Source organism: Streptomyces sp. NPDC044921, from assembly GCF_056432865.1.
The window spans coordinates 1-18,720 of sequence record NZ_JBWKIF010000026.1 but is presented as its reverse complement, the minus strand read 5'-3'; the positions used below and the strand labels follow the sequence as shown (position 1 = coordinate 18,720).

General features: G+C 68.2%; 19 protein-coding genes. 14 read left to right on the top strand and 5 right to left on the bottom strand.

The window, feature by feature from the left end; translation table 11 throughout:
• The first annotated feature begins 21 nt into the window (after positions 1–21).
• Positions 22–1,206, top strand: coding sequence for a bifunctional class I SAM-dependent methyltransferase/NUDIX hydrolase (locus AC07DA_RS31225; RefSeq protein ID WP_479131590.1), 1,185 nt, complete (start codon positions 22–24; stop codon positions 1,204–1,206).
• A gap of 68 nt (positions 1,207–1,274) precedes the next feature.
• Entirely contained in the window at positions 1,275–2,111 is an 837-nt protein-coding gene (locus tag AC07DA_RS31220; RefSeq protein WP_351348583.1) for a GNAT family N-acetyltransferase, read from the top strand.
• 139 nt (positions 2,112–2,250) lie between these two features.
• Here AC07DA_RS31220 and AC07DA_RS31215 read toward each other — a convergent pair whose 3' ends face one another.
• Together AC07DA_RS31215 and AC07DA_RS31210 are read right to left on the bottom strand one after the other, a co-directional pair.
• A complete protein-coding gene (locus AC07DA_RS31215) occupies positions 2,251–2,658 on the bottom strand; it encodes an acyl-CoA thioesterase (protein WP_351348580.1) in 408 nt (135 codons plus the stop codon).
• A 96-nt stretch (positions 2,659–2,754) separates the two neighbouring features.
• Positions 2,755–4,146 (bottom strand): helix-turn-helix transcriptional regulator, encoded by a 1,392-nt coding sequence (locus tag AC07DA_RS31210; protein ID WP_365169629.1) that lies wholly within the window; start codon positions 4,144–4,146, stop codon positions 2,755–2,757.
• A gap of 1,345 nt (positions 4,147–5,491) precedes the next feature.
• Here AC07DA_RS31210 and AC07DA_RS31205 point away from each other — a divergent pair.
• The 10 genes from AC07DA_RS31205 to AC07DA_RS31160 all read left to right on the top strand — a co-directional run bounded on the left by AC07DA_RS31205 (position 5,492) and on the right by AC07DA_RS31160 (position 13,713).
• Entirely contained in the window at positions 5,492–6,403 is a 912-nt protein-coding gene (locus AC07DA_RS31205) for a helix-turn-helix domain-containing protein (RefSeq protein WP_351348574.1), read from the top strand.
• A gap of 3 nt (positions 6,404–6,406) precedes the next feature.
• Positions 6,407–7,090, top strand: coding sequence for a zinc finger domain-containing protein (locus AC07DA_RS31200; RefSeq protein ID WP_351348571.1), 684 nt, complete (start codon positions 6,407–6,409; stop codon positions 7,088–7,090).
• A 158-nt stretch (positions 7,091–7,248) separates the two neighbouring features.
• A complete protein-coding gene (locus tag AC07DA_RS31195; RefSeq protein ID WP_351348568.1) occupies positions 7,249–7,893 on the top strand; it encodes a WhiB family transcriptional regulator in 645 nt (214 codons plus the stop codon).
• Complete coding sequence (locus AC07DA_RS31190) at positions 7,890–9,266, top strand: hypothetical protein (protein ID WP_479131589.1); 1,377 nt, start codon at positions 7,890–7,892, stop codon at positions 9,264–9,266. Before AC07DA_RS31195 ends, AC07DA_RS31190 begins: the two co-directional genes overlap by 4 nt.
• A gap of 252 nt (positions 9,267–9,518) precedes the next feature.
• Entirely contained in the window at positions 9,519–9,710 is a 192-nt protein-coding gene (locus AC07DA_RS31185) for a hypothetical protein (RefSeq protein WP_058083010.1), read from the top strand.
• 119 nt (positions 9,711–9,829) lie between these two features.
• Positions 9,830–10,033 (top strand): hypothetical protein, encoded by a 204-nt coding sequence (locus AC07DA_RS31180; RefSeq protein WP_058083009.1) that lies wholly within the window; start codon positions 9,830–9,832, stop codon positions 10,031–10,033.
• A gap of 302 nt (positions 10,034–10,335) precedes the next feature.
• Positions 10,336–10,692 (top strand): plasmid mobilization protein, encoded by a 357-nt coding sequence (locus AC07DA_RS31175; protein WP_466386199.1) that lies wholly within the window; start codon positions 10,336–10,338, stop codon positions 10,690–10,692.
• Positions 10,689–12,407, top strand: a complete 1,719-nt coding sequence (locus tag AC07DA_RS31170; protein ID WP_351348558.1) for a relaxase/mobilization nuclease domain-containing protein — start codon at positions 10,689–10,691, stop codon at positions 12,405–12,407. The genes AC07DA_RS31175 and AC07DA_RS31170 overlap by 4 nt, the downstream gene beginning before the upstream one ends.
• Before the next feature lie 173 nt (positions 12,408–12,580).
• On the top strand, positions 12,581–12,940 hold the full coding sequence (locus tag AC07DA_RS31165; RefSeq protein WP_479131650.1) for a hypothetical protein: 360 nt from the start codon (positions 12,581–12,583) through the stop codon (positions 12,938–12,940).
• Positions 12,941–13,017: 77 nt separating this feature from the next.
• Positions 13,018–13,713 (top strand): hypothetical protein, encoded by a 696-nt coding sequence (locus AC07DA_RS31160; RefSeq protein ID WP_351348555.1) that lies wholly within the window; start codon positions 13,018–13,020, stop codon positions 13,711–13,713.
• 310 nt (positions 13,714–14,023) lie between these two features.
• Here AC07DA_RS31160 and AC07DA_RS31155 read toward each other — a convergent pair whose 3' ends face one another.
• From AC07DA_RS31155 to AC07DA_RS31145, 3 genes are all read right to left on the bottom strand, one after another.
• Entirely contained in the window at positions 14,024–15,244 is a 1,221-nt protein-coding gene (locus AC07DA_RS31155) for a hypothetical protein (protein ID WP_479131588.1), read from the bottom strand.
• Between the two features lie 96 nt (positions 15,245–15,340).
• Entirely contained in the window at positions 15,341–16,159 is an 819-nt protein-coding gene (locus AC07DA_RS31150) for an SPDY domain-containing protein (RefSeq protein WP_351349563.1), read from the bottom strand.
• A 12-nt stretch (positions 16,160–16,171) separates the two neighbouring features.
• The gene (locus AC07DA_RS31145; protein ID WP_351348549.1) at positions 16,172–16,462 is read right to left on the bottom strand and encodes a hypothetical protein; all 291 of its coding nucleotides are present in this window, start codon (positions 16,460–16,462) and stop codon (positions 16,172–16,174) included.
• Positions 16,463–16,985: 523 nt separating this feature from the next.
• On the opposite strand from AC07DA_RS31145, the gene AC07DA_RS31140 reads away from it, so the two are divergent.
• Positions 16,986–17,903: a restriction endonuclease gene (locus AC07DA_RS31140; RefSeq protein ID WP_351348546.1), complete on the top strand. Its 918-nt coding sequence runs from the start codon at positions 16,986–16,988 to the stop codon at positions 17,901–17,903.
• Positions 17,904–18,407: 504 nt separating this feature from the next.
• Entirely contained in the window at positions 18,408–18,629 is a 222-nt protein-coding gene (locus AC07DA_RS31135) for a hypothetical protein (protein WP_351348543.1), read from the top strand.
• Positions 18,630–18,720 lie beyond the last annotated feature (91 nt).

Below are 18,720 nucleotides of genomic sequence, written 5' to 3'. Positions count from 1 at the left end.
CTGAGCACGGAGGTCGACGTGTTGGACATCGAGCATCAGACCCGCCTCGCCTGGGACACCTATGGAAAGCACCACCTGGAGCGCGCCACTCCCCTGCCGGAAGTGGAACGGATCAGCTGGGGCCCTGCAGCGAACGGGCCCGGGGACGCCCTCCTCGGGGACGTCGAGGGCCTGCGGGTCCTAGACATCGGCTGCGGCCCTGGTCGGCACGCCGCCCACCTGGCCCGCACCTACGGAGCGCAGGTGGACGGCGTCGATGCTTCCCTCAGCCAAATCGAGAGAGCGCGTGCCCGCTACCCCGATGTACCGGACCTGCGGCTGGTGCACGCCGACGCTGTCGAGTACCTGGGCACGACAGCCCCGTACGACGTGATCTACTCCCTCAGCACCTTCCACTTCCTCGACCCGCATCGGCTCTTGCCCGCCCTGTCGACCGCCGTCAAACCGGGCGGACGGCTGTACTTCACCGTGCTGCACACCAACTCCGATGGCGACGGCCCCACCTCGACCGTCACCCCACGCCCGGAGATCCTGCGCATGGCCGGCGGCGACGATCTCACGGTGCACATGTGGGTGCTCACACCCGAGTTGTGGGAAGACCTGCTCGTGCACTACGGGTTCCGCGTGCAGGGCATCACCGTCCTCGACGCGCCGGAGAGGAACAACCACGCCTCCTACCGACTGTTCCAGGTCCACCGGCCGGCCCGGATCACCGCCCGTCCCCGCACCGCGAAGCCACCCGTCGCCCATGCGGCCGTCGGCGTCGGCGCAGTGCTCCTCGGACCCGAGGGCCTCCTCCTCGGCCGACACCGGCTGGGCACACGGGAGCTGCCCGGCGGGACCGTGGAGCCGGGCGAGTCACTGCACGAGGCAGTCGTGCGCGAACTCGCCGAGGAGACCGGTCTGTGCGCCGACCCGGCCGACGTCCGTCTTCTCGGCATGTTCCTCGACCAGGTCGGCGACGTCGTCCGCATCACCTTCGGCGCGCTCGCCACCCACTGGCAAGGCGAGCCGGCCGACCAGCCTGGCGAGAGTGTCGGAGACTGGCGCTGGTGGCCGCTGGATGCCCTGCCGCCGGACCTGTTCGAATGCAGCGCCCAGATCCTCACAACCTGGCGCCCGGACCTCCCCATCGACCACGCCCCCGCCCGCTTCTCGCCCATCACCGACCCGCACACGACCGCCTCCGCGTCATCCCAGCCCTGACTGAGGCGGGCCTCGCCCGGTGAACCCCCTACCGCCTCACCCATCGCCGAATCAACAGGACCGATCCCGTGACCACTCCACGCCGTGCCACGCCCGCCGATGCCGAAGGCATCACCCGCCTGCGGTCCGAGCTGATCCTCTCCCAGCCGCTCACCCCTGACTGGCTGGCCCTGTGCCGAGACCAACTGACCGAACGCCTCGAGGCTCACGGCGATGCCCGGGCCTACGTCGTCGAAGCACCCGAGGGAGGACTCGTCACCTGCGCCCTGGCACTCGTCAGCCCCGTACTGCCCGCAGCCCGGTATCCCAAGGGACTGGCCGCACGCATCCAAGCCGTGGCCACCCGGCCCGGGTACCGACGTCGCGGCTACGCCAAAGCCGCCCTCACCGCGCTCCTCAACGACCTGGAGCAGGAGGACATCACCCTTTTCGAACTGCACGCCAGTGACGAATCCACGTCTCTGTACGAGGGGCTCGGATTCGTCAGCGATCCAGCACTGATGCGCAGAACCGCACTACCTCCGCAATCCCGCGGTCAGCACAGGTGCGGCGCTCTGACCGACGACTGGGACACGATCCAGCGTCTGGCCGACACGTTCAGCCGTCTCGATGCCGAGAACGGACTCGCGCCAGAGGAGCAATGGACCCTGCAAGTGCTCAAGCTCGCCGAAGAGGTCGGCGAGGCCGCGCAGGCCGTCATCGGAGCCCGGGGCACCAACCCGAGAAAAGGGCACAGCCACACGTGGACAGACGTCCAAGACGAGGTGGCCGACGCTGTCATCACTGGCATGGTCGCCCTCGCACGACTGCGTCCCGACGCACGTGAATACTTCACTGCCGTCCTGGCCCGAAAAGCCGCGAAGTTCCTTCCATCACAGGATTCCGGCGACGAGCTGCTTCGCTGACGTAGCCCTGCCACGTGCTCCCGCTTCTCGACGTGCGCAACCGCCTCTCCCGGCAGTGACGGATGCGGCCAGAGACGCATGGGCCCCGGCTAGACGTCGTCAGCCGGGGCCTGCATGCATGCAGAGACAGCTCAGCGGTTCAGGACTCGTCGTAGCGAGCGAGGAAGTCCAGCTCGGCTTGAGAGATCCGCCGCGGCCTGCCGGTCTCCAGGTTGTACGCGGCCATCAAGGTCGTGGCTTCGGCATACAGATGGTCCGCGTCACGGATTTCGTAGGCAAGTTCCAGCCTCGCCCCCCGACAGGTGACGACCCTGACGTGCACGTCAACGGGCTCCTCGCGGTAGGACAGGGGAGCGCGGTAGTCCACGATGGAGCGGCTGACCACGAATGCGTGCTGGCGGCGGCCGGCTTCGTCGGTGGGCAGCATCTCCTGGAACATCCGGGTCCTCGCCTCCTCCATGTACCGGGGGAAGAGTGCGTTATTGACGTGCCCGTACGCGTCCGCGTCGGCCCAGCGCAACGGGAGGGCATAGGTGTACTTCTTCACGAGAAAGGTCTTCCTGTGTGTGTGGGGGGCAGATGGCATGGGGGCCACTGATGCTGTCGGCGGGCGGCTCTGAGCGAGGCCATCCATCTCGGTCCTTCAGCCTGCCATGCAGCTCTTCGGCGACTCGGCATTGCCTTCCTGAACCTGCTGCAGGACATCGCGGAGCACACGCTGCTCGGTGTCGCGCTCGTCGAGGAGCTGCCCGATGCGAACGCTTGCCGCCGCAGGATCGGCCGGCAGCGCAGCGCGCACCAGCTGACGCATCTCAAGGAGGCACGCGCCTTCGATCGTGTGCCTGGGCACGCGAGCGATAACGGTGGCCGGTGAGACATGGGTGACGGACCAGCAGCCGGTGGTCTCTTCTGTGGCCCACACCACGGTGCGCTTGTCCGGGGAAAGCGTCAGATGGACGTCGGGACCCACGGTTCTGCTGATGGCCGGCAGGGGGACGCCGTTCTCACCCGCCAGCGCTGCCGCTTCGTCTGCAGTGGCGACGACCATGCGAGACGCGAGGGTTGCCGCCTCCCTTCGCCAGCGGGTTGCGGCGTCTTCGGCCGCGCGGTTCTGCGCGTGCCGCTGGGCCGTCGCCACGTCCTCTTCGTTCGCGGTCATGGTTGCCCAGGCATCGCGGACGCCGCCGAGGGCGTCGCGCTCCTCGTCGCCATGGCCCTCAACCCAGGTGATCACAACGAAGCGGCAGTCGGGCATCGACGCGGGATAGAGGACGTGGCTGACGACCTCGATCGTCTCCCAGTCCAGCGTCGGCACGTTCATCCGGAAGACATGGCCATCGCGTGTCTCCCCCATATCGTGCTCGGTCTCCCAGACGTGCCGCACGTCGGGGTCCTTCTTGACGTCCTCGATCAGCCGGCGCAGCTCGGCGTCATTCGGCCTGGTGGCCTGGGCGAACTTGAGGATCTTCACGTACGCCGAGGCGTGCTTGTCCCAGTCCTGGTACTGGGCGCGGGCCTCCGGCGTCGTCAGAGCCCACCGAATGAGATTCGCGCCCGGCTCCATCACCCACGGCCACCACTCCGCCATGGCGGTGTTGAAGGCCAGGATGTTCCAGTGCTGGTCACACAGGTACGCGGGGCTGGGCATCTGCCGGTCGATGAGCAGACGCAAAGCCTGTTGCAGCTCCGGCTGGCTGGACCCACTCGGCGGAACGAGCATCGAGCCGACGTTGTAGAGCAGCAGTGCGTGACGCTCATCGCGGTCCAGCCGAAGTAGCTCGGAAAGGGCCTCGCACTGCGTGCGGGACAGTCGGGGCGGTGTCGCACCACGTTCGATCTTGCGATACGTGCGCTCGCTCATGCCCAGAGCCCTGGCCGTCCGATACTGGGTTACCCCTGCCGCCTTGCGCCACCTGCGCAGGAGGGCACCAAAGCCCATGTAGTGGCCGGCCAACTGCTGTCCGCTGCCGTCGCGCTCCGAAATCTGCCCGCCCGTAGCGTCATTCCCGCTGGGCTTTTGTTCCTGCGTGACCACGAAAATCCTGCCTTTGACTCTCAGGAGACGCAACGTTCTGGGCGCACATAAGGGCCCAGCGGCAGCGAATGCGCTGGACCCGCCCTTCGCCTCCCGGAAGAACCATACGCAATCCTTAACGATCTTGAACCGGGTGGGTCGCCCGCGAAAGGCGGCCACATGGTTCAACGTCGAACAAATGAGGCGCGACATGGTGGCACGTTCACGCCCTAAACGGACATGCCTCAAGATCCACTCCTTGAGGTGGCCGGCAAATCGGCAAAACGTTGCCGCTTTTCGCTGAGCGGAGCGGTGAACGGTCTAGACCACACTTCTTAGCAGACATTCGGTTGGCACCGCTGCTGGCATTTCCCTTACCTGATAGGTGAGTTACGGCGTCGTAGGTACGCACCAACTACTGCAACACCCTGGCCACCTACCCCCACAAACTGGACAAATGATCGCCGTTGACGGGGTCGGACGGGCTTGACTTAAATCGCTCTGGCCAGCAGTTCCGCTCATCAATGTGGCATGAGACACAAGGGGGTCGCAGTGAGGATCATGTCCAAGACGCTCGGGTCCTTCGGTCTGTGTCCACCGCTTAGCCGGTTGCTTGTCGACGTCGACGACGACCCGGAACATCCGTCGAGCCGGCCCACTGAAACAACAACCCGAAGCCGGATAGCGGTACGCGCAGCGCGACGGTTATTGATTCGCCATTCGGTGCTATGAGGGCGACGACAAGCGCCGGAATTGACCACCTCATATTTTCTGCGCAGATGTTAGCGCCTCGAATTACGGCTTCGTGTCTATGAGTACTGCCGGTAATCGCGGCAGTCGCCCCGCAGCGGCTCAGCAGTATATGGTCGATCGCCACCAGTCGACCGGACGTGCGACCTCGTCACTCTCTGCAACAAGTACAGAGTTTTAGAGCCAACTCTGGATCTTGACACGGGTCGGTGCGTATGTTCGTCGTCCCCCGGGCACCCCGCCTGGTGCCCATCGAGCGTGAGGAGGAGGGCAGGAACCCAACGACTCGCGCAGGTCCGTATACAGCGACGGCGCCCAGGAGCGGCTACTCCTGGACGCCGAACGCGTAGCGGCACGTACCGCCCCGATCCGGCCCGGCTAGGCCAGAGAGGGCGGAGATTGCCCACCATCACCACGCTGATCCCTTTCCGACGGGCGCTTCAGCGTGGCAACACTGCAAAGGGGATTCTTCCATGCCTCCCGCCATACGCAAAAGGCCCCGTCATCCGGCTTGCGCGGCATCGGCTCTCGCCCTGGCGTCGCATCGCTTGGGCACGCTGCACGCCAGCCCGGCGTCGGTGAACAGCCGGCCGGGCGTCGCGGCCGGGGGTGTCCGATGAGCGTCAACGCACGCGAGTGGGTGTGGGAGCACAGCTCCAGCCGGGGCACCGCGCGGCTGGTCTTGCTGTCGATCGCCGACCGGGTCGCCGACGACAGGTGCGTCGCCTGGGCCTCGCTGACGAGTCTGGTGCAGAGAACGAACGCCAGCCGGACGGCAGTGAGGGACGCGCTGGTCGCGCTCGACAAGAGCGGCGAGCTGAGGGTGCTGGGGCACCTGGAGGGCCCGCAACGGACCACGGTGTACCGGCTGCCCCGGGCTGCCGCGTGGCTGGCGAAGGTCGCCGACGCTCGACGTGAGGACCCGGAGGCGTACGTCGACCCACCGACCGACTCCGATCCGGTGCCCAAGCTGGACGAGGAGGCCGAGAAGGGCCTGCGGCGGTACGGGATCTGGCCCAAGAAGGGTGCGGAATCTGGCCCCTCCCGCCGGAATCCGGCCGGTACGGAATCCGGCCCCTCGCGTCGGAATCTGACCCCCCGACGTGCCGGAATCCGACCCCAGCACGGTACGGAATCCGACACACAGAACCGTAGAGAACCTAAGTTGAACCGGAATGGCAGCAGTAGTGGTGCTGCCGTCACCTCGGCTGCCGACTGGCAGGTCGACCCAGCCAGCCACACCTGGGCCCGCCAGCAAGGCCACCTCGACCGCCTCGGCGAGGAGGGCCTGCGAACAGCCGACGCAAAGTGGCGCGCCCACCGCGCCGGGCACACCCCCCGACCGCCCGCTGCCTGGGCTGCCGACTGGCGCTCCTGGATCGCCCGGGAGCACGCTCCGGCCCGCCCGAAGCTCTACGCCATACCCGGCAGCGGACACGCCCCGACGGGCGGCATGACCCGCGCCGAGGCCCACACCGCCGCTCTCCTCGCCGCCCTCAACGAGCCGACGCCGACCGGAACGGAGTAGCCCATGGACCGCCGCGAAACTGCCGCCCTGCTGGCCTACATCGGCCGACTCGATCCCCGCACCATCCGCACCGACCAGGGCGAAGCCCGTGACCAGCTCGCCCAGTGGCACGAGCTGCTGGACGAGGTACCGCTGGCCACGCCGCACGGCTGGGACGCCTGCGTCGTCGCCCGCCGCCACATCTGCGTCTCGCCGTACCAGATCCTGCCCGCGGACATCGCCCGCCCGTGGGAGAGCTACAAGCGCGACCGCCTGCACCGGCACACCGACCCCACCCCGTCGGCCGACCCCGACGACCAGGCGGCATGGACCGCTGAGCTGGTCGGCACCCGCCGTGCGGTCGCCACCGGCTCCGCCCAGCCGGTGATGTACCGGCAGCTGGCCGCAAGCCGTGTCAGCCCGAGGCTGGAAGCCCGGCTGAAGGAAGTCGGCTCCTGCATTCCGCCGGAGGCCAGGGCTGCCCTCGCGCCCTTCCGTCGCGCCCGCGCCGCCCGCGAGGCAGCCCTCGCCCAGGGCCAGCCCGACGCTCTCTCGGTGCGCTGCGATTGGTGCGAGGCACCGGTCGGCGAGCCGTGCCGCCGCCGGCGCGTCGACCCCGACGGTTTCGCACGCGGTAGCGCCCCGCGGGCCACCCCGCATCACTGCCGCCTGGACCTCGCCGCCGCCCAGCACGCGGCCTTGGCCTGACCGACTCGCACGACGGTGCACCGTCCGGTGCACCCGCGCAACACCACCGTCCCGCCCCTGCTGCCGCGCCCCTGTCCCGCGCCGCAGCAGGCGCCCGACGCCGCGTCCACCCACGCCGACCTGCTGTCGGCCGGCGCGGCAGCACACCGGAGACCACCTTGCGCCACATCACCACCCACACCACGCCGGCCACCGGCCTGCGCGGCATCGGCGACACCAGCTGGCAGCCCCACGGCGCCTGCCACGGCATGGACCCCGATGACGCCGACGCCACCTTCTTTCCCCTGCCCCGGGACTACGAGGCCATCGCCGACGCGAAGGAACTCTGCGCCATGTGCCCCGTGCGCCGCGACTGCCTCAACTACGCCTTGGAGAACGACCTCAAGGAGGGCGTCTGGGGCGGGCTGACCGCTGAAGAACGCGAACCCTGGCACAAGGGACTGCCCCATCGCCTCGACTACAGCCGCGTGGTCGCCTTCTTCAACGGCCGCGACGTCCACCTCACCGAGGCCGAGCGGCAGGTCGTCATCGACCACGCCTACGTCCGCGGATGGCGCCCCGACCGGCTCGCCGTCGCTCTGCAGATCGGCACCAAGCACGCCCGGGACCTGCTGCGGCAGGCCGCCAACAAGGTCTTCGACCGCGACCGCACCCTCGGCGTACCTCGTCGCAAGGACGCAAAAAGGAAGGCCGCACCCAGCAAGGCCAGCCGACCTGGGTCCGCCCGGCCCGCCACACAGCAGCCCGTCACCCGCCCGGTGGCGCCGGCCTCGGCGCACCCCCCTCTCGGAAAGGCCGCATGACCCACCCTTCCCTGTCCCTCGGTGCGAGCCCCGACCTCTCCCACCTGCTCGCCCTCGGCGTCCCCGCCGCCGCGCTGGCCCTGGCCCTGGTCGGCTGGGCGTTCCGGCGACGGGCACAGAACCCGCAGAAACGACTCGGCAATGCCGCGGTCGTGGTCGCCGCCCTGGCCGCGCTCGGCTGCACCGCCTACAGCGCCGACACCAGCTGGCGCTTCGCCGCCGACTATCTCAACATCGCCGGCACGGCCGAACGCGCCAGCATGTTCGCCGCCGCGGAACTGGGCCTGTTCGCCACCGCCCTGATGGCCCGGCAGAACCTGAACACCCAGGGCGCTCCTGGACTGCCGGGCACCTTGGTGTGGCTCATCACCGGAGTACAAGTGATCCCCGCTTACGCCGAGAGCGGTCCCGTAGGAGGCACTGTCCGCGCCTTCGTCGGACCGGTGATGGCGGCGATGCTCTGGCACCTGGCCATGGGCATCGAGCTGCGCCTGCGCACCCCTGGTGCCGCCTCCCACGGCCTGATCGCCACTCTCGGGCGAGAAGCACGCGAGCGCCTGCTGTCCCGACTTGGCATCGCCGCCCGGGACCGCGACGCTGCGCAGATCAGCCGTGACCGCGCCACCGCCCGCGCCGTGGCCCTGGCCACCCGGCTTGCCGAACTCACAGCCGAGCAGCGGCAGAGTCGACGGGGTCGGCGCCTGACCCGGCGGCTGTCGATAGCGATCGGCCGGGCCTCGGTCGCCACCGTCCCCGCCCAGCGAGCCGAGCTGCTGGCCCAGCTTGCCGCCCGCCGACACGCGCTCGCGCTCGCCACCGTCCCGCTGCCCTCCCCATGGTCCCCACCGCGCTCCGGCGAGATGGCGACCACGGTCCCCGCCGCTAGCACCGAGAGCAGCTCGGCCAACCACGGTCCCCACATCGTCGTCACTCGGAACGGGGACCGGGGACTGCAACCTCACCGGAGACCAGACACCGAGAACGCCAAGCAGCACCCCGGGACCGAGGACCGGGCAGCGGGGACCGAGGCGGGGACCGAGGACCGAGGCTCGATTCACGGGACCCACGAGCCGGGGACCAAGGCAGTGAACGCGGAGCCCGGTGAGGAGCACGAGAGCCGCTTGGGGACCGGCCTCCTGGTCGATGAAGTGCCTGCACAACGCCCTGAATGGCACCGGGGACCGGGGACCGGGGACCGACGAGTCGGTGACCGACACCACCGGGGACCGGGGACCGAACGACACGGTGACCGACACCACCGGGGACCGGGGACCGAACGACACGGTGACCGACACCACCGGGGACCGGAGGGCCCAGGTTCCCCTGCGCCGGACGCCGGCCCCCAAGGCAAAGGGGAAGAGCAAACGCAGTAGCCGGTCCCGCGGCCCGCAGGCTCAGCGTCCGGCGCGTGAGCCGGAGCAGGACATCGACCAGCTGGTCGAGCTGATCCGCCCCCACGTGCCCGCGCTGCTGGAACGGGACGGCAACGCGGCCGTGACTCGAGTCCAGCTCAGGGAGATCATCCGCCGCGAGAAGCTCCCCGGCGGCCGAAACGACCGACTCAGCCTGGTCCTGGCAGCCCTGCGCAGCCCAAACAGCAACACGACGACAAGGAGCACCACACCATGAGGACCTGCCCGCAGTTCGCCGCCATCCGTGAGGAATACGAGCGGGAGATCGGCTATCTGAGCGCCCACTCCAGGCGGCATGCCGGCAAGCCGTCGGCGAAGGCCAGCTCGACGTACGCCGCTTCAACGAAGGCGCGGATGGCCCGGGCGCTCAGCGGCCACGTCGGACGCTGCCCCGAGTGCGGCTGACCCTGCAAACCAGCAGGTCACTCCCCCTGTCCCCCTTTGGTGGCCCGGCGCACCCCGGGCCACCGCCCCGTACCGAGAGGCATCCCGTGGTTTCCCACCCCAACCCTCCGTCGCGGCACATGGCCACCGAGGCGGCTGCGTGGGCCACCGTCCTGGTCCGCCGGCACCTCGTCTACGCCATGGTGCCCGTCCCGACCGGCCAGTGGCTCGTCCAGCAGGTGCCGAACGGGCCGGTCCAGCTCCTGCACGGACCGGCCTCCGTTCTCGATCTGGCCGCCACCATCCAGCGGCAGCTCCGTACGGCGAGGCCCGACAGCCGATGACGAACCCGAACGAGAACAGCGCCACCCCGGATCCTGCTCGGGACCCCAACTCGGTCTGGGGGCGAGCAAGTTATCGCAAGAGCATTGCTCCCGTCGGGAGCAATGCTCTTGCCTCCCCCGCCTCTGGAATGGCGGGAGCGGACCGGCACCGGGAGGTGCCGGTCCACCAGGATGCGACCGAGGGCGGACCGCATCCAGAAGGGGGGCTGCCGCACACGTGCCACACCGCGTACTGCGAGCACGCCGCGCCGCCGAAGCCACACGTGCGCCAGCGCGAGCGCCTGCGTGACGAGCACAAGCGCATGCGTCAGCCCAGCTGCCGTATGAACGACGACGAGTACCAGCTCCTCGTCCGCGCCGCGTCCGCCTGCCGCATGAGCGTCGCCAGCTTCCTCGCCTACGCCGCCCTCAAAGCAGCCCGTGACCTCGACCGCGCCGCTGCCGAGATCGCCACCGAACGAGAAGTGCTGACCGAGCTGTTCGCCGTACGCCGGCACCTCGGCCAGATCGGCAACAACCTCAACCAGGTGGCCAAGGCCACCAACGCCGGCGCCGACGTCCCGCACACCCGAGCCGTCCTCGACGCCGTCCACCGCGCCGCCAAGCGGGTGGAGACCTTCACCCAGCACTACCTGGACACCGAGAACCACGTCGCATGATCCCCAGAGTCCACAAGCGCGGGACACGCACCATCGGGCTGCTGTACTACCTGTACGGGCCGGGCACGCACGAGGAACACGTCGACCCGCACCTCGTGGCCGCCTGGGACAGCCTGGCGCCAGACCCCGGCCGCGACCCGCAGGCGACGTACACGGAGTTGCAGAAGCTCCTCGACCAGCCGGTCGAAGCCCTCGCCCCCAGCCGTCGCCCGGCCAAGCATGTGTGGCATCTGTCGGTGCGTGCCGCGCCAGAGGACCCCGTACTCTCCGACGAGCAGTGGGGCGAGATCGCCCGGCGCATGGTCGCGGCCACCGGCATCGCCCCCGACGGCGACGCCGCCGCCTGCCGCTGGGCGGCCATCCGCCACGCCGACGACCACATCCACATCATCGCCACCCTCGTCCGGGAGGACGGCCGTAGGCCCCGCCTGAACAACGACGCGGGACGCGCTCAGGCCGAAGCCCGTCTGATCGAAGCCGAGTACGGCCTCAAGCGGCTCAACACCGGGGACGGCACCGCCGCCCAGCGGCCGACCAGCGCCGAGCGCCACAAGGCCGAACGACAGCAGCGGGAACGCACCCCGCGCGAGGAACTGCGTGAGACCGTTCGCCGGGCCGTGGCCGGAGCCACCGGTGAGAGGGAGTTCTTCGACCGGCTCGCCGCTGCCGGCCTGCTCATCCGGCGGCGGATCGCGCCCTCCGGTGACCTGCTGGGCTACACCGTCGCGCTGCCCGACGACCGCAACAAGGACGGCGAACCCATCTTCTACTCGGGGTCCAGACTTGCCCCGGACCTATCGCTGCCCCGCATCCGCGAACGCTGGTCCGCCGACGACGACCAGGCCAGCGGTTCAGTCGCTGCGCCGTCACGCACGGCGCCCGGCGCCCCGTCCACCGCGCGCCGCGGCACTGCCTCCGCGGCATGGCAGGCACTGATCGTCATCGAGGAAGGCGACGACGCGGTCGCCGCCGCTCACATCGCCTCGGCCGGCGAGGTCCTGGACGCGCTCGCCAAGACCTCCGCCGCCCACACCCGGACTCAACTGCGCGAGGCCGCCCTCGCCTTCGAGCGGGCCTCCCGTTCGCACTTCCGGGCCGAGCGCGGCCACGACCGGGCGCTGCGGCAGGCCGCCCGCGACCTGGTCCTCAGCGGGCCCGCGCTCGGCCGCGGGGAGGACGGGGCAACCACCGCGATGGCGATCGACATGTTGTTCTTCCTCGTCACCGCGGCCATGCACTGGCACGCGAAGAAGGGCCACGCTCAGCAAGCTGCCTCCGCCCGTCAAGCCGCCGAACACCTTCGTGCCGCCTACCAGGCCGCCGCCGCCCAGCCGCTGGGCGCCCTCTACCAGCGCGGCCGGCGCCTGGGCCACCCTCTCCTGCAGCGGCAGACGGCCGTGCTGCGTGAGGCTGTGCCGGAGTTGGCGGACCAGGTCCTGGCCGAGCCCGGCTGGTACGCGCTCGCAGCCACCCTCGCCGACGCCGAAGCCGCCGGCCACAACGCCACCGCGCTCCTCGCCGATGCCGCCGGACGCAGGGAACTCGACACCGCGGAATCCGTCAGCGACGTGCTGGTTTGGCGCCTGCGCCGTAGTGCCGACCTGCCCGCCGACACCAGCAATGCCGTGACCGCCGACCGCGGGACGGAGCACCTGACCAGCCGCACCGGACGCGCGGAGCAGGGCCGGACCACCGCCCGGCGAGGCCGGTCGTGACTGTGGACTTTGCGAGTTGAACAGGTCACATGCCTTCGAGGACGATCATGACGCGAGCAGGACGAGGCGCAGGAGGAGCCAGCGTGTTTGATCGGATACGCCGCCGCAAGCCGGATGCGTTCGACATCGAGATGCAGCGCCGGCACGAGGAGATGTGGGAGATGTGGCAGCGCATGCCCCTCCCCACGCCTCCGATGCCGCAGCCTGGCGTGCAGCTGTCCGAGCCAGTGGCCGAGGGGGACGACTTCCTGCCGCCGGATCTGCGGGTCCCGAGCCACGACCAGGTCGCCGGCCGGATGATGCCCTGGCTGCGGCCTCTCGTCCTGGACGGCGAGGTCGTCACCTGCGCGGAGTGCGGCGCGTACCGGGACTGGATCATCATCTCGACCCAAGATGAGATTTGGCTGCGCTGCCGCGCCGGTCACCAGCAGCAGGAGAGGCGCCTGGACACGGCCTGGTACAACCGGAACTCCGCGCCGGTCGATGCCACGCACGCCACGTTCGAGGACTGCCTGCGCCACCTCGGCCACTGACCCCTATACCCCTACGACCCCACAGGGCCCGCTGGCCCGCACTGCCCAACCTTCTCCCAGAACCAAGGGGTCAAGTCGTGCGCGTTCGCGTCGCCACCACCGCCGTCGGCATCACCGCCGTTGCCCTGCTCGCCCTGCCCGCCTGCTCGCCCCACAGCGCGGCACTTCCTGCACCGTCGTCCTCCGCCGCCTCCGGCAGCCCGGCCGTCAATGAGGTGAACAGCACCCCACTGTCGTCGGCCGCACTCACCGCCCGCCTGCTCGACGAGAGCGACCTGGGCAGCGGCTACACCCGCAAGGCCGAGCTCCCTGCACGGCATGACGACGTCACCGTTCTCGGCTGCCCTGCCCTCTCCGACCTCGGCGGCGAGGCGGCCACCGGAGGATCGCTCGACTTCCCCCGCCAGGCGAAGACCTCCTTCACCTACTCCGGCCACAGCGACTCCGAAGTCTCGGAGGAGCTGTACAGCGACACGCCCGCCAAGCTGTCCGACGGCATGGTCGAGGTCTTCGACGCCATGGCCGGGTGCCCCGAGTACCAAATCCTCGTCGGCGGCTCCGCCGTTGACATCGCCACCCAGAAGACGGCATCGCCCCACCTCGGCGAGGAGCAGTGGAGCCAGCTGCTGGCCTTCTCCGCCGGCGGACACGACAGGGTGGTGAAGCAGACCGCGATCCGCGACGGGAACGTCCTCGTGGTCGTTTCCGGTTCGCCCGCTCTCGTCGACCGGCACCTCGACAAGGCCCTCACCAAGGCAACCGCAGGCCGCTGAAACTCCCACTGCTCGGTGCCCCGCCCCGCGCGTTCCTGGCGGGACGGGGCACCGTCGCCTGACAATTGGAGCCCTGTACGACCGTCCCCACCCAAGACCACCGACCGTCGCTCGTTCTCTGGCACCGCCACCACCCAGCTGAGGCAATGCCTCCGGACATCCTGGCCACCATCGTGCGCCAGGCCGTCGAATCCCACCGCGACCCTCTTGTCCACCAGCGGACACTGGAGCGCGGGGAAAGCCGAGCGTCAGAGCGTCCGAGACGGCCTGAGGGGACTGGAGTAAGCCTGGTCAGCCGACAGCGAGCCGGTCACTGGAACGCGCGGATGATCGACTCGATGATCGCGCTGATGCCGCTCCAGTCCTCGATGCCCACCGCCTGGCCGGAGCGGGCCGCCTTGAGCTTCGCCTCGAACCTCTTCTGCGCAGCCTTCTTGCCCGGACCGCTCAGCGTCCCTTGGCGCAGGCCAGTCTTCGGCTCGAACGCCTTCCAGTGAACGGGCATCAGGTCGCCGTTCGTGTCAGTGAGGGTGTCCTTCCCGAGGTACAACTCCAAGCTGCCGGCCTGACCGTTGACGTCTGCGGGTGCGGAAATGCCGGTGGCGGGATCGTAGGTGGGGTACGCCTGAAGCAGGGGGAGGGTGGGGTAGTGCAGAATCCGGCACGTCGGCGGCCAGCGGTTCTTCTTGAGAGCGAGAAGCTTCTCGTGGGCGGCGGCGTCGTTGTCCGCGATGGCGACGAATCGGTTCCCGATCCCAGCGGCAACGTACGCTTTGAAGACCTCAGCAAGGGCGTCAGCGCCGCCGCGCGGCCGGGAGCCAGCCCCGTAGTCGAAGAACCTGATGAAATCCACCAGGTGAGGATGGGTCACCTTCATACCCTCCGAGAGGAGCCGCGCGTCGGTGGAACCTTCTGTGATCACGACCAGCGGAAGGTTGGTTGTTGCGACCGCCAATTGCTCTGCCCGCGCCTGGCTGGCATAGGGCTTCGTGGGGTCGAGCTCTACACAGCATCCGGTCAGCTCGCTCAGGTCGAGCGCGATCCTTGCGTTCTGGTCCGGCGCCCAGTGCAGCAGTAGACGTACCAGACTCCGGGTGTCCATGTACCAGTGCAGGAAGTCGATGAGCACACCGCTGTCGCTCACTCGCTTGAACTCGGAGTAGGGGAGAGTTTCGAGATCGGAGCTGAGAAAGAACCGAACATCTCGCTCAACCTGCTCGATGTCCGGCGGAGCCAGCTCTGGATTCTGCGGGCCCTCTCCACCGGCGGGCTGCTCGGTCCACTTACCCAAACCCTCGGCCAGATCGGCCAGGGCAACCAATGGCGTGATGCCCTGCGTCTCCAGGCGCTGGGACATCTCGCGGATCGAGGCTTCGTAGCCGTACTGCCCCTCGGCGCCCCAGTCTTCGGCCGTCTCCTTCCGGCGGTAGCAGTCAGTTTCGACGAACAGAGCGGCCAGGTCGCGGTAATAGCTTTCGCGGCAGAGGAGCGCCCTGGCGGTGCCGATCTGGAGGTAGGAGTAGTGGCCCATCCCGGCATGATGCTCTGCTGATCCCACTGATCGCACGTGTGATTCTGCAGCCTCGGTCTCCTGACTGCCGCCTGGAGTTGATCGGGATGCGTGGCGTCAGATGGCCGGGGCGCGCAGGAGCCGGTCTTCGGTGCTCGCGGGGAGCACCCGGCGCAGGACTGGCGCGGTGGAACTGATCGAGCCTGCGAAGGCGGCGACCAGGTCGTGCGGGACGCTGGAGCTGAACGACGCCGCCCACAGGCATCGTGCGCCGAGCACTGGCTCGGCCCATGCCTGCCACCCGTCCAGGCTCGTCGCGGTGTTGTCGGTCAGGGTGCGCGGGTCGGCGTCCTGAATGAGGGCTGGCACCGTGCCGTAGCTGATGTGGGAGGTGAAGGTCGCGTCCATCGCTCCCGCACGGGGCTGGTCGATGTCGAGGAGCCAGCCGTGAGTGGTGACAGCGTCGAGGACCAGCTCGGTCCCGCCGAACTTCTCGGCCGGGCGCTGCCGTGCGTCGAGAGCGACGAGAAAGTCGACGACGGCCTCTCCGGGGACGTCGGGGGTGAAGTACGCGGACCACTGCGCGAGCGGACTGGCCGTGTCCGTGCGAGCCGACACCTGCCAGGCGACTGGCAGGTCCCCCAGCAGGAACGGCTCGTCCGCCAGGACCCACTGGGCCCATCGGAGGGTGTCGGGGCTGAGGTGCAGGACGGTGCTGCGTACGACCTGTCGGTCCTCCGGCGCCTCGTCCGGCTCCTGCCGGCCGCGGACCATCGTCAGGCTCATCCAGCCAAGGCCGGTGAGGGTGTCGGCGACGGTGTCGTAGAGCCGTCCGTCGTCGCCGGCCAGGTGGCGGGGGCCCACCCAGTGCGCGGCCTGGGTCCGATCGGGTGCGGCGGGGTCGAGGGGGAAGTCGGGATTCAGGGGTACCTCCAGGATGATGAGGATCTACTGGCCGCCGCGAGCCGTGCGGCGGGGCCGACGCGGTGGCTGGACGGGAGACTGCCAGGCCAGCGTCACGGCTACCTCGGGCGGCAGGACACCGAGCTGGCTGTGCTCATCGCTGCCCTCGGCGAGATGGACGACCGTCTGCCCGGCTGCGTTCAGGGACTGGACGACTTGGGCGAGGCGGTGCTCCATCGGGAAGAACGGGTTGATCGCCTGCCGGACCGGGGCGTCGCGGTCGCAGGCGGACAGCAGGTCGATGAGATCTCCAACGGTCATTTCCGTAGACGGCACGGACAGCCTCCTTGCATGGGGATGGGCGGCCAGCCAGCAGGCGGAGCCCTGGAGTTCGGGCGCGCTGCACGCGTCGGGCGGCTCCGGCACCTCTGGGACGGGGGCGACGCAGCGTGCCAGCCGGCGTCTCACGTTGAAGGAACTTCGGGAGAAGCGGCTAGCGGTCGACCGTCCCGCGTCATCACCTTTCTGACCTGGCAGTTTTGCGGGAAGGTCGTCTACGTTGACATGCCGCTGAGAGTGGTGGCCAGTCTTTCGCGGATCTTTCCTGTCTGCCCCAGGCGAAACTGTCTTCTGTCATGCAATGGAGGGGCGGATGCCATCGAGCCCCATCGACTTGTGCATCTGACCGTGCGTACGCCCACCAAAGTCGGGGCGGACCGCTGCGGACCCGGCGGGGTGACGGGGTGACGGGGTGACGGGGTGACGGGGCAGTCTCCTCGACAGCGGTGACGATGGAGGACACCTACCTTTTCCGAACTACGCCTGCGGTCTGGCCCCAAAGGCTCGTAGTGTTCCGCCTGTGACGCCACGTGAAGAACTAGAGAACCTAGCCAAGCTTGATCAGGGAATGACACCTCAGACACGGGGGCGCAAATTCGAAGAATGGCTGAACAGGCTCCTCGCAGCGGAGGGGATGTTTCCGAGGACATCGTTTCGACCTGCAGGGGAAGAGATAGATGGTTCCTTTATGTATGAGGGACGCTTTCACCTAGTCGAGGCGAAGTGGTGGAAAGACCAGGTTCCCGCGTCCGCCATCTACCAGTTCAAAGGAAAGGTAGACGGCAAGCTCGTTGGAACAATTGGCATCTTCATTTCCATGTCAGAATACAGCCCTGATGCCGTCGACGCCTTACGCGTAGGTAAAAATTTGAACGTGCTCCTTTTTGATCGTGATGACGTTTTCGCCGCCGCGACACACGGGTTCGGGAACGTTCTCCGACACAAGCTCCGCCTGGCAGCTGAGCTGGGGGAGGTATTCGTTCCCTACGTTGCAACGATTAAACCTAGCGACAAACCTCTCACCGTGGTAGTGGAAGGGATGCGCGACGAGTTGTTTATCCGTGGAATCGCAGAGAATCTCCTTTCCAAGGGAATCAAGACACGAAAGTTGACCGTAATTCAGTCACAGGGCTCCATGGGACTTGCGAACGTTGCACTGGCCGCTTCGGAATCTCGCGTCGGACCTGTCGTGATCTTCACGGATCTAGCAAGTGCCGCAGAGCAGCTACCTGATGCAGTCATATACGTTGCAGGGCGACTAGAGGGAGTTATCGCAGGCCCCTGGAGCGAGAGATGGTTGGGTTTCGCTTCCAAGCGTGAGGCGAAAAGTACGATGAGGCCGAACGAGTTGCGTGTCCGTGCGGCCCAGATTGACATCGAAGAACTCACAGAGAAAGATAACCACTTCCAGAAGCTAGTTCGACTTCTAAGCGACTAGAGAAAGCCGATCCAGGGTGTGATTGTTTGTGAGTATGGCTTCCTGTCGACTCGGCGGCCTCAGCCTCTGGACAAGACGACTAGGTTCGATGTCAACTACCTCGATTGGATGGCAGCACACAAGAATTCTGTCGATATTCTCCACGCGCCGGTCCGCTATCTGCGGACCGCAACACCCCGGTCATCGTGCGGATGGTATGGCACCCGCATCGAATCGAGGCATTTCCTCCGTCGTGTCCCGGCGGCGCACCGTCATGAGGGCTCGGGTACCGGGGGGAGGTAGCGCTGCTGACTACTTCGGTCACGAGGCCCTCGATGCCGGGAACCTGGGTCCGGGAGATAAGCCACTCCTGCGCGAGGACAACGTCGGTCGTCTCCAGACACAGCCTCCAGGGGGCACTCAGGCGGTGCTCGATGAACATGGCCTCCAGGCAGGCACGTCGCTCAACGACGGCGTCCGCAAAAGTTCACGCCCATCGATCTGAACGGCGTCGAACACAACGAAGTGAGCCGGCAACTCCCCGGCAAGCCGGGCAGCGGTCCGCCCCCCGGAGGCCGCACGCCGCTGGAGAGCCTCGAACGAAAGTCGCTCACCGGCAAGTACGACCAGTTCGCGATCATCGCCCGCCGCGATGGGCTGAACATCTCCAAGCTGCGGGCGGGACGGCGCAGCGAATCAGGGATTCCTGGTGGGCTCAACATCCGCCTCGACTGCCGCGCGACCTAGGCAGTTTCGTTTGGATCAGTCGGTCGTTGTTCCGGTTGTGCCGTTGACTGACGCGCAGTGGGCGCGGATCGAGCCGTTACTCCCGGACCGG

Coding starts and splice junctions, on each gene's coding strand:
- AC07DA_RS31180 (WP_058083009.1), top strand. CDS start 9,830: ATGGCCACCGAGGCGGCTGCGTGGGCCACCGTCCTGGTCCGCCGGCAC.
- AC07DA_RS31190 (WP_479131589.1), top strand. CDS start 7,890: ATGACCCACCCTTCCCTGTCCCTCGGTGCGAGCCCCGACCTCTCCCAC.
- AC07DA_RS31155 (WP_479131588.1), bottom strand. CDS start 15,244: ATGGGCCACTACTCCTACCTCCAGATCGGCACCGCCAGGGCGCTCCTC.
- AC07DA_RS31185 (WP_058083010.1), top strand. CDS start 9,519: ATGAGGACCTGCCCGCAGTTCGCCGCCATCCGTGAGGAATACGAGCGG.
- AC07DA_RS31170 (WP_351348558.1), top strand. CDS start 10,689: ATGATCCCCAGAGTCCACAAGCGCGGGACACGCACCATCGGGCTGCTG.
- AC07DA_RS31205 (WP_351348574.1), top strand. CDS start 5,492: ATGAGCGTCAACGCACGCGAGTGGGTGTGGGAGCACAGCTCCAGCCGG.
- AC07DA_RS31175 (WP_466386199.1), top strand. CDS start 10,336: ATGCGTCAGCCCAGCTGCCGTATGAACGACGACGAGTACCAGCTCCTC.
- AC07DA_RS31165 (WP_479131650.1), top strand. CDS start 12,581: ATGCCCCTCCCCACGCCTCCGATGCCGCAGCCTGGCGTGCAGCTGTCC.
- AC07DA_RS31200 (WP_351348571.1), top strand. CDS start 6,407: ATGGACCGCCGCGAAACTGCCGCCCTGCTGGCCTACATCGGCCGACTC.